This window comes from Vibrio sp. Vb0937, from assembly GCF_033338855.1.
Genome location: NZ_JAWOTK010000025.1, coordinates 18,029 through 43,350 on the forward strand (window position 1 = coordinate 18,029; position 25,322 = coordinate 43,350).

21 protein-coding genes and 2 tRNA genes are annotated in these 25,322 nt (G+C 44.1%); 10 read left to right on the top strand and 13 right to left on the bottom strand.

All coding sequences use genetic code 11. From position 1 onward, the window contains the following. Positions 1-159: 159 nt before the first annotated feature. The 3 genes from R7P67_RS19585 to R7P67_RS19595 all read left to right on the top strand — a co-directional run bounded on the left by R7P67_RS19585 (position 160) and on the right by R7P67_RS19595 (position 2,331). Positions 160-1,293: a flagellar assembly protein FlgT gene (locus tag R7P67_RS19585; protein ID WP_005382012.1), complete on the top strand. Its 1,134-nt coding sequence runs from the start codon at positions 160-162 to the stop codon at positions 1,291-1,293. 175 nt (positions 1,294-1,468) lie between these two features. Beyond that, positions 1,469-1,545 (top strand) — tRNA-Arg (locus tag R7P67_RS19590). 279 nt (positions 1,546-1,824) lie between these two features. Further along, a complete protein-coding gene (locus tag R7P67_RS19595) occupies positions 1,825-2,331 on the top strand; it encodes a hypothetical protein (RefSeq protein WP_005382011.1) in 507 nt (168 codons plus the stop codon). A 114-nt stretch (positions 2,332-2,445) separates the two neighbouring features. Here R7P67_RS19595 and R7P67_RS19600 read toward each other — a convergent pair whose 3' ends face one another. From R7P67_RS19600 to chiP, 4 genes are all read right to left on the bottom strand, one after another. After that, positions 2,446-3,408, bottom strand: a complete 963-nt coding sequence (locus R7P67_RS19600) for an OmpA family protein (protein ID WP_006743033.1) — start codon at positions 3,406-3,408, stop codon at positions 2,446-2,448. A 641-nt stretch (positions 3,409-4,049) separates the two neighbouring features. Then, on the bottom strand, positions 4,050-5,477 hold the full coding sequence (gene gltX / locus R7P67_RS19605; RefSeq protein WP_005384075.1) for a glutamate--tRNA ligase: 1,428 nt from the start codon (positions 5,475-5,477) through the stop codon (positions 4,050-4,052). 177 nt (positions 5,478-5,654) lie between these two features. After that, positions 5,655-6,251, bottom strand: coding sequence for a DUF2057 domain-containing protein (locus R7P67_RS19610; protein ID WP_199267687.1), 597 nt, complete (start codon positions 6,249-6,251; stop codon positions 5,655-5,657). A gap of 123 nt (positions 6,252-6,374) precedes the next feature. Continuing rightward, positions 6,375-7,496, bottom strand: coding sequence for a chitoporin (chiP, locus tag R7P67_RS19615; protein WP_005382007.1), 1,122 nt, complete (start codon positions 7,494-7,496; stop codon positions 6,375-6,377). A gap of 478 nt (positions 7,497-7,974) precedes the next feature. On the opposite strand from chiP, the gene R7P67_RS19620 reads away from it, so the two are divergent. Further along, positions 7,975-10,671, top strand: coding sequence for a heavy metal translocating P-type ATPase (locus tag R7P67_RS19620; RefSeq protein WP_262654185.1), 2,697 nt, complete (start codon positions 7,975-7,977; stop codon positions 10,669-10,671). Positions 10,672-10,692: 21 nt separating this feature from the next. Continuing rightward, a complete protein-coding gene (locus R7P67_RS19625; RefSeq protein ID WP_005382005.1) occupies positions 10,693-11,142 on the top strand; it encodes a DUF411 domain-containing protein in 450 nt (149 codons plus the stop codon). 65 nt (positions 11,143-11,207) lie between these two features. On the opposite strand, the gene R7P67_RS19630 is transcribed toward R7P67_RS19625, so the two are convergent. After that, complete coding sequence (locus tag R7P67_RS19630) at positions 11,208-11,900, bottom strand: oligogalacturonate-specific porin KdgM family protein (protein ID WP_005382004.1); 693 nt, start codon at positions 11,898-11,900, stop codon at positions 11,208-11,210. Positions 11,901-12,339: 439 nt separating this feature from the next. Then, the gene (locus R7P67_RS19635; protein ID WP_262654183.1) at positions 12,340-14,991 is read right to left on the bottom strand and encodes a beta-N-acetylhexosaminidase; all 2,652 of its coding nucleotides are present in this window, start codon (positions 14,989-14,991) and stop codon (positions 12,340-12,342) included. A 494-nt stretch (positions 14,992-15,485) separates the two neighbouring features. On the opposite strand from R7P67_RS19635, the gene R7P67_RS19640 reads away from it, so the two are divergent. Together R7P67_RS19640 and R7P67_RS19645 are read left to right on the top strand one after the other, a co-directional pair. Then, complete coding sequence (locus R7P67_RS19640; RefSeq protein WP_154204784.1) at positions 15,486-16,358, top strand: TraB/GumN family protein; 873 nt, start codon at positions 15,486-15,488, stop codon at positions 16,356-16,358. A 152-nt stretch (positions 16,359-16,510) separates the two neighbouring features. Beyond that, entirely contained in the window at positions 16,511-16,894 is a 384-nt protein-coding gene (locus R7P67_RS19645) for a hypothetical protein (protein WP_005384085.1), read from the top strand. A 442-nt stretch (positions 16,895-17,336) separates the two neighbouring features. On the opposite strand, the gene R7P67_RS19650 is transcribed toward R7P67_RS19645, so the two are convergent. After that, positions 17,337-17,413, bottom strand: a tRNA-Pro gene (locus tag R7P67_RS19650). Positions 17,414-17,672: 259 nt separating this feature from the next. Here R7P67_RS19650 and R7P67_RS19655 point away from each other — a divergent pair. The 3 genes from R7P67_RS19655 (at position 17,673) to rluF (ending at position 19,779) form a co-directional block, all read left to right on the top strand. Then, on the top strand, positions 17,673-17,813 hold the full coding sequence (locus R7P67_RS19655) for a DUF3149 domain-containing protein (RefSeq protein ID WP_005382236.1): 141 nt from the start codon (positions 17,673-17,675) through the stop codon (positions 17,811-17,813). Positions 17,814-17,945: 132 nt separating this feature from the next. Next, positions 17,946-18,527, top strand: a complete 582-nt coding sequence (gene smrA / locus R7P67_RS19660) for a DNA endonuclease SmrA (protein WP_005382233.1) — start codon at positions 17,946-17,948, stop codon at positions 18,525-18,527. Between the two features lie 94 nt (positions 18,528-18,621). Next, positions 18,622-19,779, top strand: a complete 1,158-nt coding sequence (rluF, locus tag R7P67_RS19665) for a 23S rRNA pseudouridine(2604) synthase RluF (RefSeq protein ID WP_154204785.1) — start codon at positions 18,622-18,624, stop codon at positions 19,777-19,779. 64 nt (positions 19,780-19,843) lie between these two features. On the opposite strand, the gene ybaK is transcribed toward rluF, so the two are convergent. From ybaK to prmC, 6 genes are all read right to left on the bottom strand, one after another. Next, positions 19,844-20,317 carry a Cys-tRNA(Pro) deacylase gene (gene ybaK / locus R7P67_RS19670; protein ID WP_154204786.1) on the bottom strand — a complete coding sequence of 158 codons (474 nt, stop codon included), beginning with the start codon at positions 20,315-20,317 and terminating at the stop codon, positions 19,844-19,846. A gap of 102 nt (positions 20,318-20,419) precedes the next feature. Continuing rightward, the gene (ushA, locus tag R7P67_RS19675; RefSeq protein WP_154204787.1) at positions 20,420-22,102 is read right to left on the bottom strand and encodes a bifunctional UDP-sugar hydrolase/5'-nucleotidase UshA; all 1,683 of its coding nucleotides are present in this window, start codon (positions 22,100-22,102) and stop codon (positions 20,420-20,422) included. Positions 22,103-22,321: 219 nt separating this feature from the next. After that, the gene (gene kdsA / locus R7P67_RS19680) at positions 22,322-23,173 is read right to left on the bottom strand and encodes a 3-deoxy-8-phosphooctulonate synthase (protein ID WP_005384095.1); all 852 of its coding nucleotides are present in this window, start codon (positions 23,171-23,173) and stop codon (positions 22,322-22,324) included. 53 nt (positions 23,174-23,226) lie between these two features. Further along, complete coding sequence (locus R7P67_RS19685; protein WP_154204788.1) at positions 23,227-24,036, bottom strand: SirB1 family protein; 810 nt, start codon at positions 24,034-24,036, stop codon at positions 23,227-23,229. A 5-nt stretch (positions 24,037-24,041) separates the two neighbouring features. After that, positions 24,042-24,425 (bottom strand): SirB2 family protein, encoded by a 384-nt coding sequence (locus tag R7P67_RS19690; RefSeq protein WP_005382225.1) that lies wholly within the window; start codon positions 24,423-24,425, stop codon positions 24,042-24,044. 40 nt (positions 24,426-24,465) lie between these two features. Further along, the gene (gene prmC, locus R7P67_RS19695; protein WP_151514568.1) at positions 24,466-25,320 is read right to left on the bottom strand and encodes a peptide chain release factor N(5)-glutamine methyltransferase; all 855 of its coding nucleotides are present in this window, start codon (positions 25,318-25,320) and stop codon (positions 24,466-24,468) included. Positions 25,321-25,322 lie beyond the last annotated feature (2 nt).

Consider the following 25,322-nt stretch of genomic DNA (forward strand, 5'->3'; position numbering starts at 1 on the left):
TCCAGATAATCTTAGGTGATACCGTTCTTTATTAATTCCTTTCCAAGAAAGTGAATATTGGAACAGTCTTTGCTTTTCTTTGTTTGCCTAACGAAGAAAAACCCACCAAACTTCACTGAATTTGTTAAAGCAATATTTATACCCGAACGGTTGTAACCAATGAAAAAAATATTAAACAGTCTGTTTTCAATCACTTTAGTGATGCTTGTGCCTTTTAAGGTAATGGCATCTTGGTATGAAGTCACAGGCGTTGCCACCATCGTTTCTTCAGAAGAGACGGCAAGGCTCCATGCGTTGGAAGACGCGCTGTTCAAAGCCGTCAATTTTTCGGGCGCAGATATTGGCAGTATTAGCAACTTGATGCCGCTATTAGAAGAAAGCCGCAACGAATACCAGTTTACCAATCATGAAGTCCGTTACATTTTGGTCGAGTCTGAACGCAAACGTCGCGGTAAAGTCGAGGTAAAAATCCGCGTTGATATTTATCCATCGGCAACGGGTTGCCACACCGATCAATACAAAAAGACAATGCTGGTCGGCAATATTGAGGTCGCATCACCACAACAAGCAGTGATGGGACAAATTTATCAAGTTGGTGACGATTTTAGCCACGTAGTGAACCGTCAACTTGATCAAACCTCACGCAGCTTTGTGTCTGTTGGTACAACGGACTACTCAATAAGCAGCAACTATCCTGCTCGCACTCAAATGATCGCACAAGACAATGGCGCACAATACATCATTGGAGGGGTCATAACCGATCTCACTGCAACGGTCGAATCTCAACTATTGCAAGATGACATCATCAATCGTCAGTTTGCGTTAGAAATGAAAGTATTTGATGGTAAAACTGGCCATGAAATCTTCAACAAAGCCTACCGTGAGGTCGCGCGTTGGCCATTTGCTAAGACGAGTCAAGTGGACACTCGTAGTGCACGTTTTTGGGCATCGACCTATGGCGAGATGATGCTTCGCGTTAGTCGCAATATTATGTTGGATCTGGAGTCGGAGCTGTCTTGCAAAATTACATTGCCAGAGGTTGTGGCAGTCTTCGGTAATACCGTAACGATGGATCTCGGCCGTATGCACGGCGTAAAAGAGGGAGACAAATTGCAGCTTTGGCACACCGCGTCGTTTATCGACCAAAATGGATTGCCAAGAAACAAAGTCTCGCAAAGCGAAATTACATTAACGGTATCACGCATATACGAACACGAAGCGGAACTGACGATTGATCAGCCAAATTTAGCATCTAGCGTTCAAATTGGCGACGTAATGAACAAGATCCTATAAAAGCAAACATTAAGTCTTGAGATATGCTCACTTTTGAATATCATAGGCAGCGCATCTTATTTGATTATACCAATGACCGTAGCGAATCGTTCAACGTGATGCTGATACAGATCTGGTAGATTGCTAGATTTGAACTCAGTAAAACAGTGCAATGAACTGCAACTATTGGTATTACGCCCCCATGGCACAGCTGGATAGCGCAGTCCCCTCCTAAGGGACAGGTCGTAGGTTCGAATCCTACTGGGGGCGCCATATCATAGCCTTAGCTCCCACTTGAGCTAAGGCTTTTTTGTATCTTCAATTTCAAGCCTCGCACTGCTCCCCCTAGTACACCGTGTTAGATAATCTTCCCAGTAATCAATATGATCGGATCGGGTGTTTCGGTTACGGGATAAACCCTTCTACTGATCTGACTTCTTCCCCTTGAAATCATTTCAACAAGCCCTATTTACAGTTTTGTATTTTATTACTTTAATTATCTATGAGTTTTGCTTACCCTTTTAGCTATTAATAAAATTATTAGTTAGCACTATGTCTAAGAGCAATTTAATAACTAACACTGGACACCGCTTTATTTCTAAAGGCAAGACAGCCTTTAAGATACATATCCATACCCCCGAGGATACGGTACTACACCGCTCGGTAGGATTTGTTCGTATTGGAGAAAAGAAAGGCTTACAAAAAGCCATTAAGCTGAGAAACGAGTTAGGCCGGCAAATGTGGGGCAAATTCTGGCGACGTCTTTTGAAAGACCCTTACTTAATGACCAGGCTTCCACATAGCGTTGAGCCTAAAATCGTTCACAAGCCTAACCCTACTCTTGAAAACCCTGACAACCGAGATACGTGTTACATCGCCAAGTGGCGAGAGTTCAATGATGACGGTGAGTATAAATATAAAACGGTGGTTCGCTCTATTAGTAAGTACGGCAAACTTGCCGCCTACATGCAAACCAAAAAAGCGTTGTTAGAAGCACATAAAGATAACTTGGAGATCCTGACATTTATGGGGCGTTTAAACAGCATTGATCTTAAGTAATACCTAGCCACTTTGAACATTTCAGTCAGTTTTTAAAGAGAAATAAAAAGCCCCAAAGAGCGAACTCTTTGGGGCTTTCAGCTTCAGTCTTCTATACTACGGTCGAATAGGAGCTTATTGCTGAACTTGGTATTCAAATTCTGGAACAACGATTTCTACGCGACGGTTTTGTTGACGACCTTCACGAGTGTCGTTTGAAGCGATTGGGTTGTTTTCACCTTCGCCACGAGCTTGGATACGTGATGAATCAATACCTTTTTCAACGAGCGCGTTAGCAACAGACTCAGCACGTTTTTCAGAAACCTTTAGGTTGTAAGCTGCTGGACCAGACGTATCTGTGTAACCTACAACTTCAACGTTCGCTTGTGGGTGCTCGTTTAGGAAAGCAACTAGGTTATCAAGTTTTGCAGCGCTCTCTGGTTTTAGAGTTGTGCTGTTTAGATCGAAGCTACCTGTGCCAATTGTTTGAGTTTCGAATGTTTTCGTAACTACAACTGGCTCTTCTACCACTTCTTCTACAACCACTTCTTCAACAACAACTGGCTCTTCTACGATTACTGGCTCATCGTTGCCGCCGAATTTGAAAGAAACACCTAGTGTTGCAGTGTTACCTGTCGCACGAGTTACATCGTTGCTGATGTCAGTCAGTGTTTGGTATTCCGCACGAGCTGTTACGTTTTGGCTTAGGTTGAATTCAAGACCAGCCGCGCCTAGGTAAGAGTAATCATCTTTGCCATCAAACATTACGTAAGCGCCACCCACTTTACCGTAAAGTGCGATGTCTTCAGTGATTGGTAGGCTAAATTTAGGAGCAAGAGTGATTGCTTCTACGTGGCCACCGAAAGAAGTTTGGTTAAAATCACCGATGTTGTCGAAACCCGCTTCTACTGCGAAGTATTTATTCATTTCGTAACCAACAAAAGCGCCAAGAGTAGAATCGTCTTTGTCACAAGCCTGGCCCGCTACACACGCGTCTTCCATCCATGACTTACCCATCTTACCACCAACGTATACTTCTGCTTGTGCTGCTGAAGCCATAAGTAGAGACGCTGAAATTACCGCTGCTAATTTTTTCATTATTGATTCCTCTAAAGAAGTTCTTTTGTTAGATGCCGAAATGCGCCGTCTGACTGACGTTGTATTTCAATTCTTTTTATTCATTCCTTGAGTGAGATACTTAGTCAGCTTCTTTTTATGCACATGCATTTTTTTTATGGAAGCAACTTACGTACATTTCCTGTTCAGTGATACATATCGCCATCTCGGTATCGCTGACGGGATGAACTATAACGCTAAGAAATCGCGAGAAAAATCCCAATTCTGTCAATTTATTGTCATCAAAAATCTCGACAACATGTGATCTTAAGCAAAAAAATCCCCACGCAATCACCACGCAAACGTTTGCTTTAATTTTTGGAACAACATAGCTAAAGCAAAGGTTTTTCTTAAAAATGAGACAAACAAAATGGAACTTTAAGGAACATGGATAAAAATCAATCAGATATTTGATATATAATCGCTCGTTTTTTATTCACGCCAACGATGTTTGGATTAAAAAATCTTATCCATATTGAGGTAAATTACAGGTGAAACCATCTCTTCATTCACCAATATGAGAGAAAGTTTCTCGTTATCTAAATTGAAGATACAAAAAAGCCGCGGTTGCTCACCGCGGCTTTGTGACTATTTATTCAAAAAGAACGTTCAGTTCAAAGCAATTATGCGTTTGCTTCACGCTCAGCAATGAACTCAAGCGCCATCTTAATGCGAGCAATACAACGCTCTTTTCCAACCAGCTCCATTACTGCATCGACAGAAGGAGACTGACCGCCGCCTGTTACAGCAACACGTAATGGCATACCGATTTTGCCCATGCCGATTTCCAACTCTTCACATACTGCTGCGATAACGCCATCTTTGATGTTCGCTGTCGTCCATTCAGTTAGTGCTTCCACTTTCGCTAATGCAAGTTCTAGAGGCTCTTTAGCCACGCCACGCAGGTGTTTCTTCGCTGCGCCCGCTTCAAACTCAGAGAAATCTTCATAGAAGTAACGGATTTGCTCAGCTAGCTCAACTAGTGTGTTGCAACGCTCACCCACCAGCTTGATCACGTCAGTAATAGCAGGACCATTCGTTACGTCTAGTTTTTGTTGGTCTAGATGCCATTGTAGATGCTCAGCAACGTACGCAGGATCTGAGTTCTTGATGTAGTGGTTGTTCAACCATTGCAGTTTGTCAGTGTTAAAAGCAGACGCTGACTTAGATACTGCGTTTAGGCTAAATAGATTGATCATCTCTTCTTGAGAGAAGATTTCTTGGTCCCCATGAGACCAACCAAGGCGCACTAGGTAGTTGTTTAGTGCCGCAGGCAGGTAGCCCATATCGCGGTATTGCATGACTGATACAGCGCCGTGACGTTTAGACAGTTTCGCGCCGTCATCACCCAGGATCATTGCACAGTGTGCAAATGTTGGTACTGGCGCACCTAGTGCTTCGTAGATGTTGATTTGACGAGGCGTGTTGTTGATGTGGTCTTCGCCACGAACAACGTGAGTGATACCCATGTCCCAGTCATCCACTACTACACAGAAGTTGTAAGTAGGTGAACCGTCAGTACGACGAATGATTAGGTCATCCATTTGATCGTTGCGGATTTCAATGCGACCACGGATTTGATCATCAAATACTACGCTGCCTTCTTTCGGGTTACGGAAACGGATAACACATGGATCGCCATCTTTTGCCGCTTCGTTTGCTGCTTTGATTTTTGGATGGTTAGCATCGTAGCGAGGCATTTCTTTATTTGCTTCTTGCTCTGCACGAATTTCATCTAGCAGCTCTTTAGACGCGTAACATTTGTAAGCTTTGTCTTCAGCAAGAAGCTTATCAACCATTTCGTTGTAACGGTCAAAACGTTGAGTTTGGTAGTAAGGACCTTCATCCCACTCCAAGCCTAGCCATTCCATGCCTTCAAGAATTGCATCAACCGCTTCCTGAGAGTTACGCTCAAGGTCTGTATCTTCGATACGTAGAACGAATTCACCACCTTGGTTTTTAGCGTATAGCCAAGAGTAAAGTGCAGTACGCGCACCACCAACGTGTAGATAGCCAGTTGGGCTAGGAGCAAAACGAGTTTTAACCGTCATTTGAGTTCCTTAGGGGTAATGAGCAACGAGAGATCTCTCGTTGTAATGTCAAGGATAAAAGTGGCGACATTTTACCACCGTAAGTCAATTCTACAATCGGTTTGACAACAGAAATAAAAACAGGGCAGAACCAAAAAGGCACAGCCCTACTATTTACTGTTAAAGCACGAGACGAAATTACTTCAGGTTACGCATTGCCCATTGCATAAATTCTTGCTGCTCTTCACGGCTCAATTCATTAAACGATGCTTTGATTGTTTTGGTTTCCGCTGGAGAAGACGCAATGCTTGCCTTGGTCGATTCTTTATTCATTGCGTTGTTATAGTCGGCAACTTCTCGTTCGTAATCACGAAAACCTTGCAAACCACCTTTACGAAGTTGAACCATAGAGAATGCCACTTCTTTTCCGTTTTTGTCTTTCAATACCACTTTAGGATCGAGTTCGAAGGCTCTCGCCTCTTCAATAGTACGGAATGTTTGATAAGTCATAGAAAGCTCGGTGTCTTTTTCTGCATCAAACTCTAATACAAGTGGCTGCGAATCGAATTTACGGCGCTTTCCATCTTCAAATACGATTTGTCCAACCGTTACCGCTAATTGGTTTTCCCCATCCTTTAACTCGATGCTGTTGTTCTTGGATATCCACTCAGGGTAGACGAACTCGCCGTTGAGAACGCGAGGAACTAATTCAGATTGCAGAGTGAGTTGAGCAGCAAAAGCTGGCGCCGAAAGCATTGCGCAAAGTCCGAGAAGTGTCGTTGTTTTTTTCATCATGGTTTCTCACTTTATACCAATTTAGATAAGCCTCTAAAACTTACAGGCCAGTCATTTCAAAGGCTTATTTGAATAAGTATCAAGATAAAAAGGGCGTTTCCGCCCTTTTAGCTGCTTCTTTAGCTAGAAGTAGTATTCAACACCTACAGAGAACTCGTCGTAGTCAGCAGACTTCCAACGTGCTTCTGTTGGTTTATCTAATTGAGACGCACCGTCGCCAAAGTCTAGAGTACGAGCACGTACGTACAGCACTGCCGATGGGTCTACGAAATACATAACTTGTGCTGATAACACATCGTCCGCTGTATCGTTAATTTTCTTACCATCACGCTCTAGATCAAAGTTAGCGGCGTAAGCCAGTTTGTATTGCCAATCACCCGTGGTGTACATGATAGCGGCAGACATTGCATCTTGCTTTTCACTCACACCATTGCTTGCGTCCGCTTCCATGTATTTGTATTGCGCAAAGAAAGAGATCCCGTTATCAAACCAGCCTTGTGCCCCTACCAAGTACGTGTTGTTTTCCCACGTTTGGCTTTCCATCTTGATATTACGGTTACCTTCATATGCCGCATCTAACTGGATAGGACCAATTTTGTAGTGTGCTGCGATACCACCCCAGTAGTCATCCCCTTCACCTAGACCTGCTTTATCACCTGCACCAGCTGCGATATCTAGGGAGAATTTGTCAGCAAACATTGGAGAGTCCCAGCGGATAGTGTTTGATTGACGGTCTTGGTACTTGGCGCCACCAATAGCACCACCCCAGTCGTATACATCGCCGAGACCAGGGTTAGATGCTGGCCAGTCAACCAATTCGTACATAGGTGTCAAAACGCGACCCAGACGAATTTGACCCCAAGATGCACTTTCAAAACCGACGAATGTGTCACGTTCACCAAGACCTGCGCCCTCGCCACCAAAGCTAGGGTCTACATAACCGCCTTCGATTTGCCAAATAAAAGTAGGGTCGAAGTTAGCAAATTGTTTTTTACCACGGAAACCAATACGAGATTCGTTGTTTAGCTGCATGCCACCCAAATCATCGTCCGTTGCTTTGCTACCAGAATCGTAATCGCGGTACGCGGCCTGCATCGCGATGATTCCGTAAACTTCATAAGAAAATGAATCTTTGGTTAGAAACTCTTTTGCTGCGTCACTGTTTGCACCATCAGCAAATGCAGCACCACTGAACATCATGCCGGTAATTGCCGTGGCAAGTAGGCTTTTCTTTAGGTAAGACATTATAAACCCCTATATTTTTAGTTTTTTCCATTTTCAAATTCACTAACTAGGACATGGCAGGAACTTGAAACAGTGTTTGGACGGGGCAAATATGACAAACTTTTTTCGCACTAAAAAACTTTCCCTACAGCAATCTGAGCGACTTCAAAATGAGAAGATCAAAAATAAAATAAATCAATAAAAAACAATCGCTTAACATCAAATATAAAAAATAAAAAACGTTAAAAGTACGTTTTGACACTGAACTGACATTGAGAGTATCTAAAAAACGTGAGCGACTTCATTCATCTTTTAGGTGTTTTAACGGAACTTTATATTCAAAGAGAAAAAACCTTGAGATCACTCGCAAGTAAAATGACCGTGCACTTGTGGGATTCGAGAGATTTTGACGAAATTGTTGTGAGTAGCAAATGGGTATTGACCTTACCCTTGCAGGAAGGTTTAAGCTCATAGCATCACTACTATTGAGGTGCAGATTATGTATCAGTTAGTTATACCTTTATCAGGGCTCAACTGTATGGGCTGTGCGAGAAAAGTTGAGAATGCTTTACATGCGAATCACGATGTGGAGATCCTCAATTTGTCCCCGACGCAAGTAGAGGTCAAAACCGAGTCTTCTCTTAAAGAGCTCGTCTCGTCGATTGAATCTCTTGGTTACCAAGCAGGAAATCACTACGAACTAAACCTTTCAGGCTTAAGCTGTGGCGGTTGCGTCAGAAAACTTTCATCTTTATTAGAATCTAATCAAGACGTTATTTCTTTTGAGGCTTCAACAACGCACTTAGAGATTCGTACCCTCCTCTCCGAGCAACAAGTGATCGACTTAATAGCAACACTCGGCTATACCGCCAACCTTGATTCTGTTGAAGTAGAGAACGAAAGCTCACCAGAGACCGAACAGGTAGAAAAGCAAAGCAATATTAAAGATACGCAGGTGCCACCAGCGAGTATTCAATTGCAAATGCTGATTCAAGGCATGACGTGTGCGAGTTGCGTCTCTTCAGTAGAGAAAGCACTTACTAACGTAGAAGGCGTTGAGAAAGCACAGGTCAACCTCGCAGAACAAAGCGCACTAGTATTCGCAAGCCAAGACTCTGATGACCTCCTTAACGCAATTGTTGAATCGGTAAAACAAGCCGGTTACCAAGCAGAGATCCTACAAGACGCCGCAACCCAGCAAGAAAAGCAAGCACAGCAACAACGTCAGCAACAGAAACGCTTTAAACTGGATGCTATTGCTGGCCTTGTCGTCGGTGCCCCTTTAATGATTTGGGGCGTTGCTGGCGGCAATATGATGATTCGCAACACCAACGACCAATTAGCTTGGGGCGCGATCGGTATCGTATGTTTACTCCTTCTTGCCACAGCAGGGAAACACTTCTTCAGTAACGCTTGGTTAGCAGCTACTCACAAGCGCGCCACCATGGACACGTTAGTCGCGCTCGGTACTGGCGCAGCGTGGTTCTATTCGATGCTTGTGGTGATTTTCCCAGACTGGTTCCCTCTTGCTTCACGCCACGTGTACTTTGAAGCGAGTGCAATGATCATCGGCTTAATTTCTCTTGGGCACTATATAGAAGCAAAAGCCAAAGCAAACACAACACGTTCCTTACAAGCTCTGATTAACCTGCAACCTCAGCAAGCTACGGTAATCACGGAACAAGGCGATCAACAAATCGCGGTTGAGCAAATCACGCTAGGCATGAAACTGCGTATCAAACCAGGCGAGAAAGTGCCTGTTGATGGTGTTGTGATTCAAGGTGAATCATACATTGATGAGTCGATGCTCACTGGTGAACCAGTACCAGTATTAAAAGCGCAAGAGGCTCAAGTGTCTGCCGGGACATTAAATACCGATGGTGGATTAGTCATTGAGGCAACGGGCATTGGCGCAAATACCATGCTGGCTCGTATCATCCGCATGGTGCGCACAGCGCAAAGCAGTAAGCCTGCCATCGCGAAACTGGCAGACCAGATTTCATCGGTGTTTGTCCCTGTCGTTGTTGGCATAGCAATACTGGCCGCGCTCGTTTGGTTTGCCGTTGGCCCAGAGCCAAAAGCGAGTTATATGCTGGTGGTCACCACAACCGTCCTGATCATCGCCTGCCCTTGCGCTCTAGGCTTAGCAACCCCACTTTCTGTCACGGTGGGGGTGGGTAAAGCCGCAGAGCTCGGCATTCTGATCAAAGACGCCGATGCCCTGCAATTGGCAAGCAAAGTCGACACGGTTGTATTCGACAAAACTGGCACGCTTACCCAAGGTAAACCTAGCGTTCAGCAAGTGTTTACTCACGCCACCAGCCAAGAAGATCTATTGGATTTAGCGTATGCGGCAGAGCGTCAGTCTGAGCACCCACTGGCAAAAGCGGTATGTGATTACGCCAAACGACACGACGCAAAGGATGTCTCATTAGACAAGTTTGAGAACGTTCGCGGGCGCGGCATTTGGGCGACGTATCAAGATAAACCGCTACTCATTGGTTCGCTTCAATTTATGCAAGCAGAGAACGTCGAGACCAGCGCACTAAAACCTGCCATCGATGAATGCGCAAAAAATGCGTGGACTCCGGTAGCTGTGGCATTGAACGGCGAACTGATCGGTCTGATCGCCATTGCCGACCCGATCAAATCAGATGCGAAGCAAGCGCTCTCTGCATTAAAATCGCAAGGCATCAAAACGGTAATGCTGACGGGCGATAACCAACACGTTGCCAATGCTATCGGCCAAGAACTTGGTATTGATGAAGTGATTGCCCAAGTAATGCCAGATGAGAAAGCTCAGCACATTGAGCAACTTCAATCTCAAGGACATGTCGTGGCAATGGTGGGGGATGGCATTAACGACGCCCCTGCTCTCGCGTTATCCAACCTAGGTATTGCCATGGGTAGCGGCAGTGATGTCGCCATTGAAAGTTCGCAAATGACCATCCTGAACACGTCACCAATGGCGGTAGTACATGCGATTGAACTCTCTCGCGCTACACTTAAAAACATGAAGCAAAACCTATTTGGTGCCTTTGTTTACAACTCGTTGGGTATTCCAGTTGCCGCTGGCGTGCTTTACCCAGCGTTTGGATTTTTGCTCAGTCCTGTTGTCGCAGGAGCGGCAATGGCACTGTCTTCAATTACTGTCGTTAGTAATGCAAATCGACTACGACTGTTTTCAGTAAAATAACCACTTCTTTTTGAGGGTATTATGAAGTTGAAACTATTGACCTTTGCAATGCTTGCGACCGTGTCCGCCAACGTATTGGCAGCCGATGTCATTAACCATAAATCACCATACTGTGGCTGTTGTGGAGAATGGACAAAACACATGGAAGAGAACGGCTTTACGGTCGAAGAAAAATTGCACGATGACATGAACGCCATCAAACGCGATCTAGGCATCAAGAACGAACAGCTTTACTCTTGCCACACGGCAGAGATCAACGGCTATCTGTTCGAAGGTCACATTCCAGCCGAAGACATTAAAGCGTTTTTGAAAAATCCACCACGTAACGCAAAAGGCCTATCAGTACCGGGCATGCCAATGGGCTCCCCTGGTATGGAATATGGCGACAAAAAAGACAGCTACACCGTTTACGCCTTTAACGAAAAAGGCCAAGTGTTCGAATATAGCCACCACGAAGGCAACGACCAATAAAAACAAAGCCCAGCGAGATAAACCGTTGGGCTTTTTCTTAATGGACAGTTAAGACAAATATAAAATTAGAAGCCGTAAGAGGCACCAAATACAAAAGCGTTATTCACTAGGCTGTCACCACTCGCGTTTTCTGCACCGTGTGCTTGACTACGGAACTCAAAGTAAGGTTGAACACCTTTACGAGTCCACGTTGCACGAAGCTCGTGGTCCATGGTTTCCGCTTCAATCATGTAGACGTTGTTGTAGCTTAGCGTCACATCCTCATTCATCACGTAACCGATGCGGTTGTCCATGCGATAATCTGTATCCGCATCTGCGTCTGTCGCATCAATGTGCGCACGAGTACGGTTACTTAAGGAGATGCCGTTATCGAAGTTGTAACCGATCTTAACCAATGGACGGTACTGTACATTCTCGCCAGCAGAGAAGAGGTGTTGGTAACCCGCGGCAACCCATAAATGATCGGTAATATTAAATGACTGCTCACCACCCACAGTGATTGCTGGTGTTGTGTTACCTGCGCCACCGTTTTCTGTTTCCAGTTTACCCAACTGAATACCATCAAATTCGGTGTAAACCGTAAAGCCGCCGAATTGGTTATCAAAAGTATGACCAGCTTCCAGTGTAGACGTAACGTCCGAACCATGAATTCGACCATCATCGTGGAATTGAACATTACCTGTTACGTAAGAAGAACCAGCAAAAGCGCTAGAAGCGAAAGCGAGAGAAAGAGCACTCAGTGCAAAAATGTTTTTCATAATTACTGCCTTTATTTATTCACGTTATGCGATAGTTTTAGAGGGCATCTCTTCCCTTTTATCGCAAACTTTGGAATGTGCCTCCTTGGCGTTCGCAATATTGTTTCAATTAATTCGCGATGAAAAATAAAACATTTTAAAAAGTGATCTTGTTCAAACCGAAGCTCAACAACCCTGATAAAAACATGGGAAATACAGGCACTTATCGTATTTTTATAAAATTATTCAAAAAATAGAAGTGTGATCATAAACAGATAATTTATTGATATTTAGCAGATTAAGTCGATCCAGTTCACAATAACCTTGACCATTACAACCAAAAACTTATTTATCAATGAAAAATAATTAGACATCGATCACGCTTAATTTCCTCAAAAAATAAAGAAAGCCCCAACATGAGGTTGAGGCTTTGCCAAAAAATTAACTTACAAGAATTGAGTTATTTCACGCTGGTCACTCGACTTGCTTTCTCACCGGTTGCTGACACAGAACGGATAAACACTTCACCTTTCACATTTGGACGAGCATTATCTGCGTAAGTTAGCCAGTTCTTGCCGTCTAGAGAGTATTGAAGCTTCACACCCGGGAACTGAACGTTCATTGCCAGTTTACCCTCTTCAACTTTCGCGCCTGGTACAGGTAGGCGGTAGTCGATACCCGCTTTTTCTAGCTTAGCCAGCTCGCGTTGGCCAAGTACGTTCGCAAAGCGGTTGTAGTCTTGGTTTAGCGCAACTTTGTTTACTAGGTTAGAGTTTTGCGAGTATTCAACACCCACTTTGTAGTCGTTTTCCCAATCAGCACGGTGCCATGCACGTTCAGCGGCTGCCAGTACGCGAGGGAATACCATGTACTCGTATTGCTCGTCGTTACGTACTGTCTCAGACCACAGCTGTGCTGATAGACCATAGAAAGGTTTCGCTTTGATTTCACCTTTACCAGTGAAGCCGTTACCATCGCGGTCTACAGAGGTTTCTGCGTTCTGAGGCATGTTCTCTGGTGCAAAACCAAACATCTTACGAGTATCTGTTGCACGCGTCGCCCAGTAATAACCACGCTCTTTCGGGTCAACTTCGTACGGCATGTCCATGTATACGTAGTCTGGGTTAGAAACGATAACGTCGTAACCTTTCTTAGACCATTCGTACACTGATGATGTGCCACCCCAGTAAAGAACGTCCCAGAAGTTAACACGTGTGTTTTCTGTTGCGAACGCTTTCTCACCTTCACTGTACTTAAGGCCATCTTGCCAAGCTTGGAAGTTTGGAATGCCTTTCTCTGCCACCATCTTCGACACTTCTTCTGCAAAGTGGCTTGGTAGATGAGCAAAATCGCTTACCGTACCGTCTGCAATTAGCGTCTGACATTGTGGTGATTGTGCAAATGGCTTGTCTTGCTTAGACAAATCAATGTTACCCTTCCAGCTTACTTTGTCTTCTGCGTTAATGTCTTGCAGACCAGCGCCTAACTTGATGTTCTTCGCTTCATCACCACCGAAGTGCCATGTTGTTAGCGGCGTACCCGCTTCTTGGTGCATTGCTGCTACTTCTGAAATCACTTTATCAACAAAGCGAGTTGAAGATTCCATACATGGGTTGATGAAGCTTTGCTTGTTGTAGAACTGAACCGTCGTTACGTTCGATGTATCTTGAGGATCCATCAGGCGGTACTCGTTCGCTTCTGCTTCTTTACCTTCTTCCATTAGACGGTCGTAACGTGCTTCCATTGATACCACTGCTGCACGAGCGTGTGCTGGCATATCGATTTCAGGAATCACTTCGATGTTACGCGCTTTCGCGTACTTCAAGATGTCCACGTAGTCTGCTTTGCTGAAGAAGCCAGAACCAAAGTTGTCTGTCGTTGCACCTGAGCCAAGCTGAGGCAGTAAACAGCTTTTCTCTTCCAAATCGAAACAACGGTTAGCACCCACTTCAGTCAGCTCAGGCAGACCCGGGATTTCTAAACGCCAGCCTTCATCATCCGTTAGGTGAAGGTGTAGTTTGTTCATCTTGTACGCGGCCATTTGGTCAAGCGTTGCAAGAATCGCGTCTTTAGAGTGGAAGTTACGAGCCACGTCCACCATCACACCACGGTAATCAAAACGCGGCGCATCTTTAATAGACAGTTGTGGTAGAGAATCAGCATTTTGGCTATCTACCAGGCCAAAGATAGATTGTACTGCGTAGAAAGCACCTGCTTGGTCAAACGCTTTAATCGCAATACCGTCGCCTTTGATGCTCATTTCGTAAGCACCAGATTTTGCCAATTCACCGGTGAAGTCTGCAGGAACAACAGTGATGCTTACAGGAAGATCACCACGAACATCCACACCTACCACTTCTGCACGATCTTGGATTACCGCGTATTGAGTTGCATCGAAAGCGGCTTTAGGCAGCGCAATACCCGCCGCGATATCTACCGTACCGTTACCTGCTTCAACAGACAGTGGCGTTGGTAGTAACGTGGTTGATACGTCTTGTTTTACTAGGTCTTCGTTCTTCTCGAAACGAGACACAGCGTTTGCAAATACGTTGTTGTCATCTGGCGTACGTTTTAGGTTGTTCCCCTCAAGGCCAGTCACGAAAGATGCAACGTCTTCTGTGTTAAGAGAAGCAATCATCTTAGGCTCTGCATTTGGTGCAGCAACGAAAGCGCCTGGCATGAAGTCAGTTTCAAATAGCTGCCAGTATTCAGCAACAAGAGGAAGCACAACCTCTTCACCCGCAGCAAAACCATCAAACTTATCTGTTGGTTCTAGTTTGTGTAGATCACCCGTTACGCGAGAGATTTTAAACTGTTCGTTTTCAACATCCAGAATCAGACGAATGCTATGGAAGTAAATAGCCCAATCTTTTGAGTCAACCGCTTCACCTTGGTTAACCAGCGTCATGTTTACCTTGTTACAAGACGCCCACTCAGCCCCTAAGTCCTGACAAGCAAGACCTTCGTTTGCACCGTGGTTAGTCAACACTTGGTATTGAATATCAAGATTATTAGCCAACGAATTTACAACTTGTTGTTCAGAGCTTTGCAGCGCAGAGCAACCTGCAAATGTAGTGATAACAGAAACAGCAATCAGACTAGGTTTAAACATCTTACTTCCCCAAAAAAGTCAGTGGTTCAAAACGACAATGATAAAAATCTCGGCCCCTCAAATGCGAGGTACCTAACCGTTACATTCAACATACAACCTGTTATTTCTAAGCGTAAAATAAATAGAAATAGGAAGTGATCCAGCTCAAAAAATGACACTCAGCAAAAACAATAAAAACCTAATTTTCATGGAGTTACAATACACGTCAAAATCGAACAACTTGTTTTGACGAGTTTGCTGCGATCTAGGTCACTTATATTCATGAGTTACGACTGATTTTGTAAGATTTGGATCACGCCTAATTATTTTGTGAACCATTAGTAAGCGAATTACCTATTTACCTTTCGTGAAGTGACTCTCATTTATTCGTCGTCAAAACTCGTCAATATTTTTAGAAATGACGATTTTGTCGAATACCCCACTGGAGAAATTGCACTTAACCTCACGCTATTTTGCGTATAAAGTTTAAAGGTATCTTATCTGAGGACCATTCTATGTTTCGTCTCTTGACGCTCATATCATCTCTACTTGTTACTTTGACTCCTTTTTCCTCTTATGCAGAGCCACAGCATTGGTTAGCGAAAAAAGGGGAAACCGAACTTATGATTATTGGCTCGGTACATGTGGGGGATAAAACGATGTACCCACTCCCTAGAACGGTCATCCAGCATTTAAGCCAAAGCGCAGGGTTGATTATTGAAGCAGACGTCAGGAATTCTGAAGGCTTGGTTTACCCACAAACAACCATTCTTTCTAAAGATGTTTTAGACAGAGCTCAACGTCGCCACTTAATTGAAATTGCCCAAGATTTAGGTTTGCCAGAAACTCAACTCCTAAATTCCCCACCTTGGATGGCGGCATTCACCATCCAACTCGCTTTAGTCAACAAACTGGGGTATGTCTCTGATAAAGGGGTCGACATGCACTTAATAGGACTCGCTGATAAAAAGCAAATCCCGGTCATTCCACTAGAGTCCGTGCAATTCCAAATCGATTTAATCGCAGGTCAATCAGAAGGCGGTAAAGAGATACTTCTCTCATCAATTGAAGAATATGATGGCGGAGAAGAGTTGGTTCAATGCTTGATAGAGAGTTGGAAGAGTGGTGATGGTAGCATGTTGGTCGAAGCCTCTTTGACCGATCATACAACAGAAGAGTTTAACCAAGCCTTTTTATACGAGCGTAATCGAGATTGGGCTAAAAAACTCGACACTGGCAGTGTTCTACCTCAACAATCGGGTCGCTACACCGTTGTTGTTGGTGGCTTGCATTTAGTAGGTAAAGATAACCTGATTGAACTCCTTAAAAATCGGGGATTTAACATCAAACCACTGGGTAAGACGCGCCAAGCAAATTGTGGTATCTAGTGATTGTTTGAAAAATGCCATTTAAATACAATTATTTAAATACAACCATTTAAAATTCATTCAAACTTTCTTATTAAAACGCCGTTAAGCTAAGTGGATACAAAACAACTCATATGAAATTTAAATATTTATTCCTATACACGATGGGAATTATGCTCACTTCTTCGCTGTCTTATGCTAAACCGCCATGCAACGTAGAAGCTTTTCAAGCTATTGATATAACTCCGGAAGTAAAAGGCGGTGTTTTAGATAAAGAGAGTGGTCAATTTCTTATTACCGAAAAACCAATGATGCGTTGCGCGAACATCACGTTTTCAACAGCCCACACTCGAAATCGCGTTGCACATATGATGAACCAAGGCTTTGAAGCGGTTTACTATGATGGAAATACAAGCAAATCTCACTCAGTAACGTTTGATGAAGACGATTTAAAAGCGGGTTACGTCAAGATTGGTCCAAATCACCCAAAGACCGCTTATGTCTGTTTCACTACTTCTGAAACTCCTATCAATACTATCTCGTGTGACATCAAGTAATAAATTTACTCGCTCTAAAAAATGAAAAGGCCCTACATTTCTGTAGAGCCTTCCTCTCAATACGTGTCGGTGAAGTGCCACATTCGAACATCAGGCGAACCCCAATTTGATTCGATACTATTGAAGTCTAAAATTACTAGCGCTAAAAACGACGAAAGCCTGCTCATTGAGCAGGCTTTCTAAAAGTGGTCGGTGAAGTAGGGATTCGACGCGACCGAGCTTCCAGAGGACTGGCATTCCAGACCCCGATCCTCTGGTTCCAAATAAATATCACCAAATACGAAAAAGGCTCTACATTTCTGTAGAGCCTTTTTCTCAATATGTGTCGATGAAGAGCCATATTCTAACTTCAGGCGAACCCCATTTGGTTCGCAACTATCAAAGCCAAATTTGCGACCGCTGAAACGACGAAAGCCTGCTCATTGAGCAGGCTTTCTAAAATTGGTCGGTGAAGAGGGATTCGAACCCCCGACCCTCTGGTCCCAAACCAGATGCGCTACCAAGCTGCGCTATTCACCGAGATGTTTAACTGAGGAATTGTCCCCGTCAACGAATGCGTATATTACGGATTCTGAACTGTGGCGCAAGTGCTTTTTACAAAAAAACCTTAGGTCTTAATTCGTTTGATGAATAACTGAACACTAGCACGTAAAATGTGACTGATAACTCACAACAAAATACAGTTTATTAACCTTAGCAACATAATTGATCCAGATCAGTGTGCAACAAGACACCGCCATTTAGTTTATTCCTGTCGGGAACATCTTGGAGGAAACGTATGGACTTTTGGCTTGATCTCCTATTTGGTAATGCAGTGGGTCTATCGTCAATGATAGTAATTTTTGGGGCAATTGGTCTGATGTTATTTTACGGCGGTTTCTTCATATACAAGATCATGAACGACAAATCTCCTCACTAGATCTCGCTTAGCTCTAGAAACGCTTTGCACCGGAGTCGGTTACTTGCCTACTCCGGTTTTTTATTTGATCTCAATGCACCACTCATTGATATAATCCTATTATTCTTCCCTGTTCTTAATGAGATTACTGCTATGTCTCACGACGACGATTTTGATCTATTTCAACAGATGATGGGCGATGTAAAGCCAATCACTCAAGACACCACCGAACACAAAAAAGTACACCAAGTAACAGAAGCACAGCTCGCAAAACGCGAAGCAGCAATCTGGTTAACGGAAGATGACCCAGAATACCTATCACTTGATCACGCTGAAATGCTCAAGCCAGAGGACTTTGTTGAGTTCAAACGTGATGGTGTACAGGACGGGGTTTACCGCAAACTTCGCCTTGGTAAGTATCCAATCCAAGCTCGCTTGGATTTGCACCGTAAAACATTGAAAGAAGCACGTGATGAAGTCGTGACGTTTTTAAAGCAATGCCTATCAATGGACATTAGAACGGTCGTTATCGTCCATGGTCGAGGAGAACGCTCAAATCCACCTGCAATGATGAAAAGCTTTGTTAGCAGTTGGCTACGACAAATTAAGGAAGTCCAATGCGTCCATAGTGCGCAACGCTTTCACGGTGGAACTGGAGCCGTTTACGTCCTACTTAGAAAAAGTGCGGAAAAGAAATTAGAAACCCGCGAACGTCACCAAAAACGGTTAGGCTAAATTTCACCCTAATGCTAGAATGCCCGCCCTTATTCTTCCTTCCCCTTAAAGGAAGGGAGCTTCATTCGCCGTTGTGAAACGTTAGGAGACAAAAATGTCACAAGACAACGCTAAACGATTAAATAAATTCATCAGTGAAACGGGGTTTTGCTCACGCCGTGAAGCAGACAGACTGATTGAGCAAGGCCGTGTCACCATTAATGGCAACAAACCTGAAATGGGGACAAAAGTGCTACCTGGTGATGATGTTTGTGTGGATGGTAAGCCAGTGGCAGCAAAAGAGAAGCCGATTTATATCGCTCTCAATAAACCAACAGGCATCACCTGTACAACTGAGAGAGACGTCCCTGGAAACATCGTTGATTTCATCGGCCACCAAAAACGTATCTTTCCGATCGGACGCTTAGACAAACCCTCTGATGGTCTGATCTTTTTGACCAACGATGGCGACATCGTGAACAAAATCCTTCGCGCAGGCAACAGCCACGAAAAAGAGTACGTCGTACGCGTGGACAAGCCAATTACAGGCGAGTTTCTCAAACAGATGTCGAGTGGCGTTAAGATTCTCGACACAGTCACCCTACCTTGTAAGGTAACGAAAGAAACTAAATTCTCTTTCCGTATTGTGCTCACTCAAGGGCTTAACCGTCAGATCCGTCGCATGTGTGAAGCGCTGGGCTATGAAGTATTCAAGCTGCGTCGCGTACGCATCATGAATATCTCTCTTGATGGTATTCCCAATGGGAAATGGCGTTATCTAAGTGACGAAGAAGTGGCAGAGATCCTAGCAATGTGTGAAGGCTCGGTAGGTACAGAAGAAGCATCAAAAACAGACTCTAGAGGTCGCAACATTCGTAAAGCGACCGACGCGAAGCTGTTTGATAGCCGAGAAGAAAACCAAGATTCTACTGCTCGTCGTAACCAGAAGACACGAACTTTCCGCGGTAACAATGCTGATGAATTCCGTCATGCACCAAACTCGAAAAAAGGTCAACAAAAGCGTCGTCAGCGTGATGATCAAGGCGGACGTCCAGCTAAAGAACATTACAAAGCGAAACCACAAGGTGAACGCAGCAGACCGCAAGGCGAGCATGGTAAATCACACCGTAAACCAGATGCATCGAGCAATACGCATTCAGCAAACAAGCCTCAATCACCGAGTAAGCCCAAGCAGCATTACATGAACCCAAATGCAGCGAAACCAAGCAAACCAGCTAAACGCACTGGTGGTACATTGAGTCTGAAGAAGTAACGCTTCACTGACAGGCAAGATCAAAAAAGGACGCTCATGAGCGTCCTTTTTATTTGTCATGAGTTTACAAACAAAGAGGTGCAAACTGACCGCGAGTTAAGCTCAGCAAATCTCTCGGGGCTAACTCAATTTCTAAACCACGTTTACCAGCACTCACACAGATTGTGTCTTGCTCTACTGCGCTTTCGTGCAAAAAAGTAGGTAAGGCTTTCTTCTGCCCTAGTGGGCTAATTCCACCAACGACATAACCTGTGGTCTTTTGCGCGATTTCCGGATCAGCCATATCGGCCTTTTTGCCCTTCGCTGCTTTCGCCGCCAGTTTTAGGTTCAGCTTTTGATCAACAGGGATAATCGCAACCGCAAGGTTCTTTGGCTCCCCGTTCAAGCAGAACAACAAGGTTTTAAATACTGTTTTCGGATCCTGCCCCAGTACTTCAGCAGCCTCCAAGCCATAACTATCGGCTCTAGGGTCATGCTCATACTGATGAATCGTGTGTGGAATTTTTTTCTTTTTCGCAAGATTAATGGCCGGAGTCATCAAGATTCTCCTCATAAAAACAAAAAGCGCAGATTGAATTGGATCTGCGCTTTTAGTTAATGATATCAGCGAGTTTGAGTCAATCGCTTTTTCTCTGTTGGGTTACTGATCAATCGCCGTATCAACTAAATACGTGATTTCACCTGAAGGGGCATACTCATTAACATCAATAGGGCTGTGTGTTTCTAAATAATCCTTCAAAACTTCAGCATCGGTAAAACCTGTATTTACATACCCTGGATGATCGTCGATTTTAGGGTAACCATCACCACCAGCAGCATTGTAGCTTGGTACGGTAAAGCGGTAATTACCATCTAAGCGAAGTTGCTTATTACCAATGAACACATTGGTTACCTCACCATTAATTATACTCATCGCAATGCCGGCAAACTGTGCATAAGCACCAGAGTCAACAGGCTTAGTTGCAACGACATTTAGATAATCTAATACCTCTTTACCCGTCATATCAACGTAAGAAACCATATTGCCAAATGGCTGAACAGTGAGCACGTCTTTATAAGTAATATCACCCGCAGCAATCGAATCTCGAACACCACCAGAATTCATTACAGCGAAATCTGCTTTCGCACGTTCCATGTGAGCCGTTGCAATTAATCGACCTAAGTTTGTTTGCTGGTAACGAACCACATTGCGGTCACCCTCAAGCTTACCGTTAGATTCTGCAATCTTCACGTTTAGTTTGCCCTGACCTTTTTCTTGATAAGGACGAAGAAACTCAAGCATCATTTCGTCTTGTTTAATCTCATCTTGGATCAAGACTCGTTGCGACTGACCATCAACTTTAACTTTCTTTTTCAAGTTTACAGGGATTAGATCGTAGCTCACCATCGAGAGTTCGCCATTACGAAACTCGTAATCGGCGCGTCCCACATATTTCCCCCACTCATGTGCCTGAACAATAAAGGTACCATTTTGTTTATCGGGCTGACATTCATCACCTGGTTTAAAGTTCTTTTTGATAACGTTTGGACCTTCCATGCACACAGGTTCTTGTGAGTGTCCTCCAACGATCATGTCGAGATCGCCGTCATTCAAATAACGAGCTAACGCCACATCGCCAGGAGCATTGATGCCTCTACTACCATTTTCATAGTGTCCCATATGCGTGACAGCAAAAATCAGATCTGGATACTCTGTCTCTTTCAGTTCTGCAATCAACTTCTTGGCTTCTTCTTTTGGGTCACGGAAGTCAATTTGTTCAATGAATTCAGGGTTGCCAAGTTTCGCTGTGTCTTCGGTTGTAAGACCAATGACCGCAATTTTAATGCCCTGCTTGTTAAACATCGCGTATGGTTGGAATAAACGCTTGCCAGTATTTTTATCGTAAATATTGGCAGACAACATCGGAAAGTTTGCCCACTCTTGCTGCTTGAATAGCACGTCCAATGGATTATCAAACTCATGATTACCTAGAGCCATCGCATCGTAACCAATTTTGCTCATGCCTTTAAAATCCGGCTCGGCATCTTGTAAATCAGACTCAGGTACTCCTGTGTTGATGTCACCACCAGAAAGCAGTAACACGCTGCCCCCCTCATCCTGTATTTCTTCGCGCAAATCATCGATTAACGTTTTACGCGCCGCCATGCCATATTCACCGTATCGATTTTGCCAAAAGCGACCATGATGATCGTTAGTGTGCAACACGGTCAATTTATAGGTTGTATCGGCATTCCATTCTGGTACAGGTTGCGTAGCACACCCAGCTAACGAGGCCAAGATAGCGGCACTCAAAACAGTTTTGATCATCAGACGCTGATTCATTTATTTACCTTTTTCTTATTGGGATTACTGACGCACATTTTAAGCATTGGATCTATTTGAAAACCACGTGCACCCTAACACATTGATTTAATAATTATGATGCATTGTTTAGCAATAACAAATTCATCAGTAACAAGTTTGAGAATTCACGGCTTTTCAGATAAAAAAATAGCCAACATCGGTTGGCTATAGTATTTGTTACCACCAGTCATCTGGCGTTTACTTGATATCTATATCTGCAAAGCTCTTGATCAGATCATCAAGCGATTTCATTTGTGCTAAGAATGGCTCTAACTTGTCTAGAGGCAGTGCAGATGGGCCATCACAACGCGCTTGGTCTGGGTTTGGGTGCGCTTCGATAAATAGACCTGCGATGCCTGTCGCTAGACCCGCTTTAGCAAGCTCAACTGTCTGCTCACGACGGCCGCCAGATGCTGCGCCTGATGGGTCACGCATTTGTAGTGAGTGCGTTACGTCAAAGATGATTGGGCTACCTTTCGAAGCATTTTTCATCACACCAAAACCAAGCATGTCTACAACTAGGTTATCGTAACCGTGGCAAGAACCGCGCTCACATAGGATGATCTTGTCGTTACCGCATTCTGCGAACTTCTCAACGATGTTACCCACTTGACCAGGGCTCATAAATTGAGGTTTCTTCACGTTGATAACCGCACCTGTTTTAGCCATAGCTTCAACAAGGTCAGTTTGACGAGCTAGGAATGCAGGAAGCTGAATAACGTCTACCACGTCAGCGACAGGTTGAGCTTGTGCTTCAGTGTGAACGTCCGTGATGATCTTTACACCAAAAGTGTCTTTCAGCTCCTGAAAGATTTTCATACCTTCTTCCAGACCTGGACCACGGTATGAATGAACAGAACTGCGGTTTGCTTTGTCAAACGACGCCTTAAATACGTAAGGAATACCAAGTTTTTCCGTTACTTTTACGTAGTGCTCACAGATCTGCATCGCAAGATCACGAGACTCAAGAACGTTCATACCTGCAAATAGGGTGAATGGCTTGTCGTTAGCAACCTGAATGTCGCCGATATTAACGATTTTCTGTTCCATTTTGATTCTCTTTTTCTGTCCACGATACGCCACAGTTCGGCACATCGATAAAATTAGTGAAGTGTGACGTGCGTTTCACTCATCACATTAACTTGTGATTTTAGTAGCTCGGAAGCCGGATCGTCAGGGCATTGGTCAATAAAGTACTGAAAATCTGATACCGCTACTTGAGGGCACTCTAGCTGTTGGAAAATAAAACCACGGTCACGAATTTCGTATGGGTCATCTGGCACAAATGTTAGAGCAAGATTTGTACAACGTAATGCCAGCGTATAATGCTCTTCACGCAACATCGCACTTTTAATCAACGCCAACCAGCGACCAATAATTGTTGGGTTGTCAGCTTCCTCAAAATGTTCAGGCTTTAGCTGAGCTAGCGGTCCTTCTTGGCCAATAAGCCAAGCTTGAAGAATCCTTTCACCTACATACTCACCATTAAATGGGTTGATGTAGTCTGGCTTCTTATGCATCCAGTCGACTTTTAACAGGAACTGAGTAGGGAAAGTAACTCCCTTCAACGGGAACCCCAGCTTTTTGCCTAGGTATAACAAAATCGAACCTAAGCTCACAGGAATACCTTTTCTGCGCTCCAACACTTTATCGATGAAGCTGTTGTCCGAAATAAAGTATTCCTGCTCGTCGCCTTTGAATCCCCACTCGTGGAAAAACAGTCGTAGGAATGCATCAAATCGTTGCTCTTCATCGATTTCATGAACAAGCGTGGCTTCTGCATCTTTGTAAAGACGCTCTAACTCTTGTTTCGCCCAATGTACTTTGGTTTCTGGGTTAATCGCTTTGTTTAGCTCAAGCGCACCTTCCACCAACGGTATATTGTCAAAATCTTCGTCAAAAAACTCTAACATGACGTCTATCCAAATAACGTAGGGCTCTTAGACACAGCAATGTTTGCAGCCATGACCAACCAACCTAATGCGCCGAAAAAGCCAAATATCTTCAGTAGGTTGTTTTTCGCAAGTTTCAATGAGAAGAATCCAAGCGCAATGTACGCCAGTACGCAGGTGATTTTGTTTGTTAACCACGGTGCGGCATCGGTAAACGGGATGAAACCCGTAATGAAAATAAGCGCGATACCTGACACTAGCAATGCAGTATCAACGATGTGGGGAAACACTTTCAAAAAACGATTATTTCGCTTCGGTGAGTTCATCATCATTAACACGAATCGGATCGATAGTAGCGTCGCGCTGAGAGCGATCGTCACTAAGTGTATGTGTTTTAGAGCTACGTACATTTTTCTTCTCTTTTTAGTTAGTGTTTGCTGACTTCCATGATTAACTGGCCAGACAACCAAGCGTTACTCGATCGTTACCGCCATAATCTTTTTCCGTAGCGACCTGTTGGTAACCTAAGCCACGCATTATCTCACGCACCGCCTCACCTTGATCATAACCATGTTCAAATGCCAGCCAACCGCCCACTTCAAGATACTGACGAGCAAGATCCGAGATATGACGAATATCAGCTAAGCCATTCTCTTTAGCAACTAATGCAGATTTTGGCTCAAAGCGCACATCACCTTGGGATAAATGTGGATCTTTTTCATCAATATATGGCGGGTTGGAGACAATTAAAGCAAACTTCGTACCTTCTGTAATAGGCTCAAACCAACTGCCTTGAGCAAAGGTCACATTTTTGATGTTTAGCTGCTCAGCATTGTACTCTGCAAGTGCTTTCGCTTCTTGCTTAAGGTCTACGCCCATCACTTGACGTTTTGGCATTTCAGATGCGAGTGCGATAGCAATTGCCCCCGTCCCCGTTCCAAGATCTAAAATAGGTCCTGTTTGCTCATAGGTCTTATCGAGTGCAACCTCGACCAAACGTTCTGTATCCGGTCTTGGGATCAAGGTAGAGGGAGAAACTTTGAACGGTAAAGACCAAAACTCTCGCTCACCAATAATATAAGCGACGGGTTCACCAGTTAAACGTCGTTCAAGTAGAGCGTCAAACTGAGATTTTTGCTCTGCTTCTAACGCTTTTTCTGGCCAGGTCAGCAGGTAAGTTCGTGGTTTGCCAAGGACATGGCAAAGGAGTACAGCTGCATCGAGAGAAGGCGACTCTTTGCCGCCTTCTGCCAGTTTCGCCGTCGCACTTTTCAGTGCTTGCTCAATCGATTGAACTTGGCTCATCG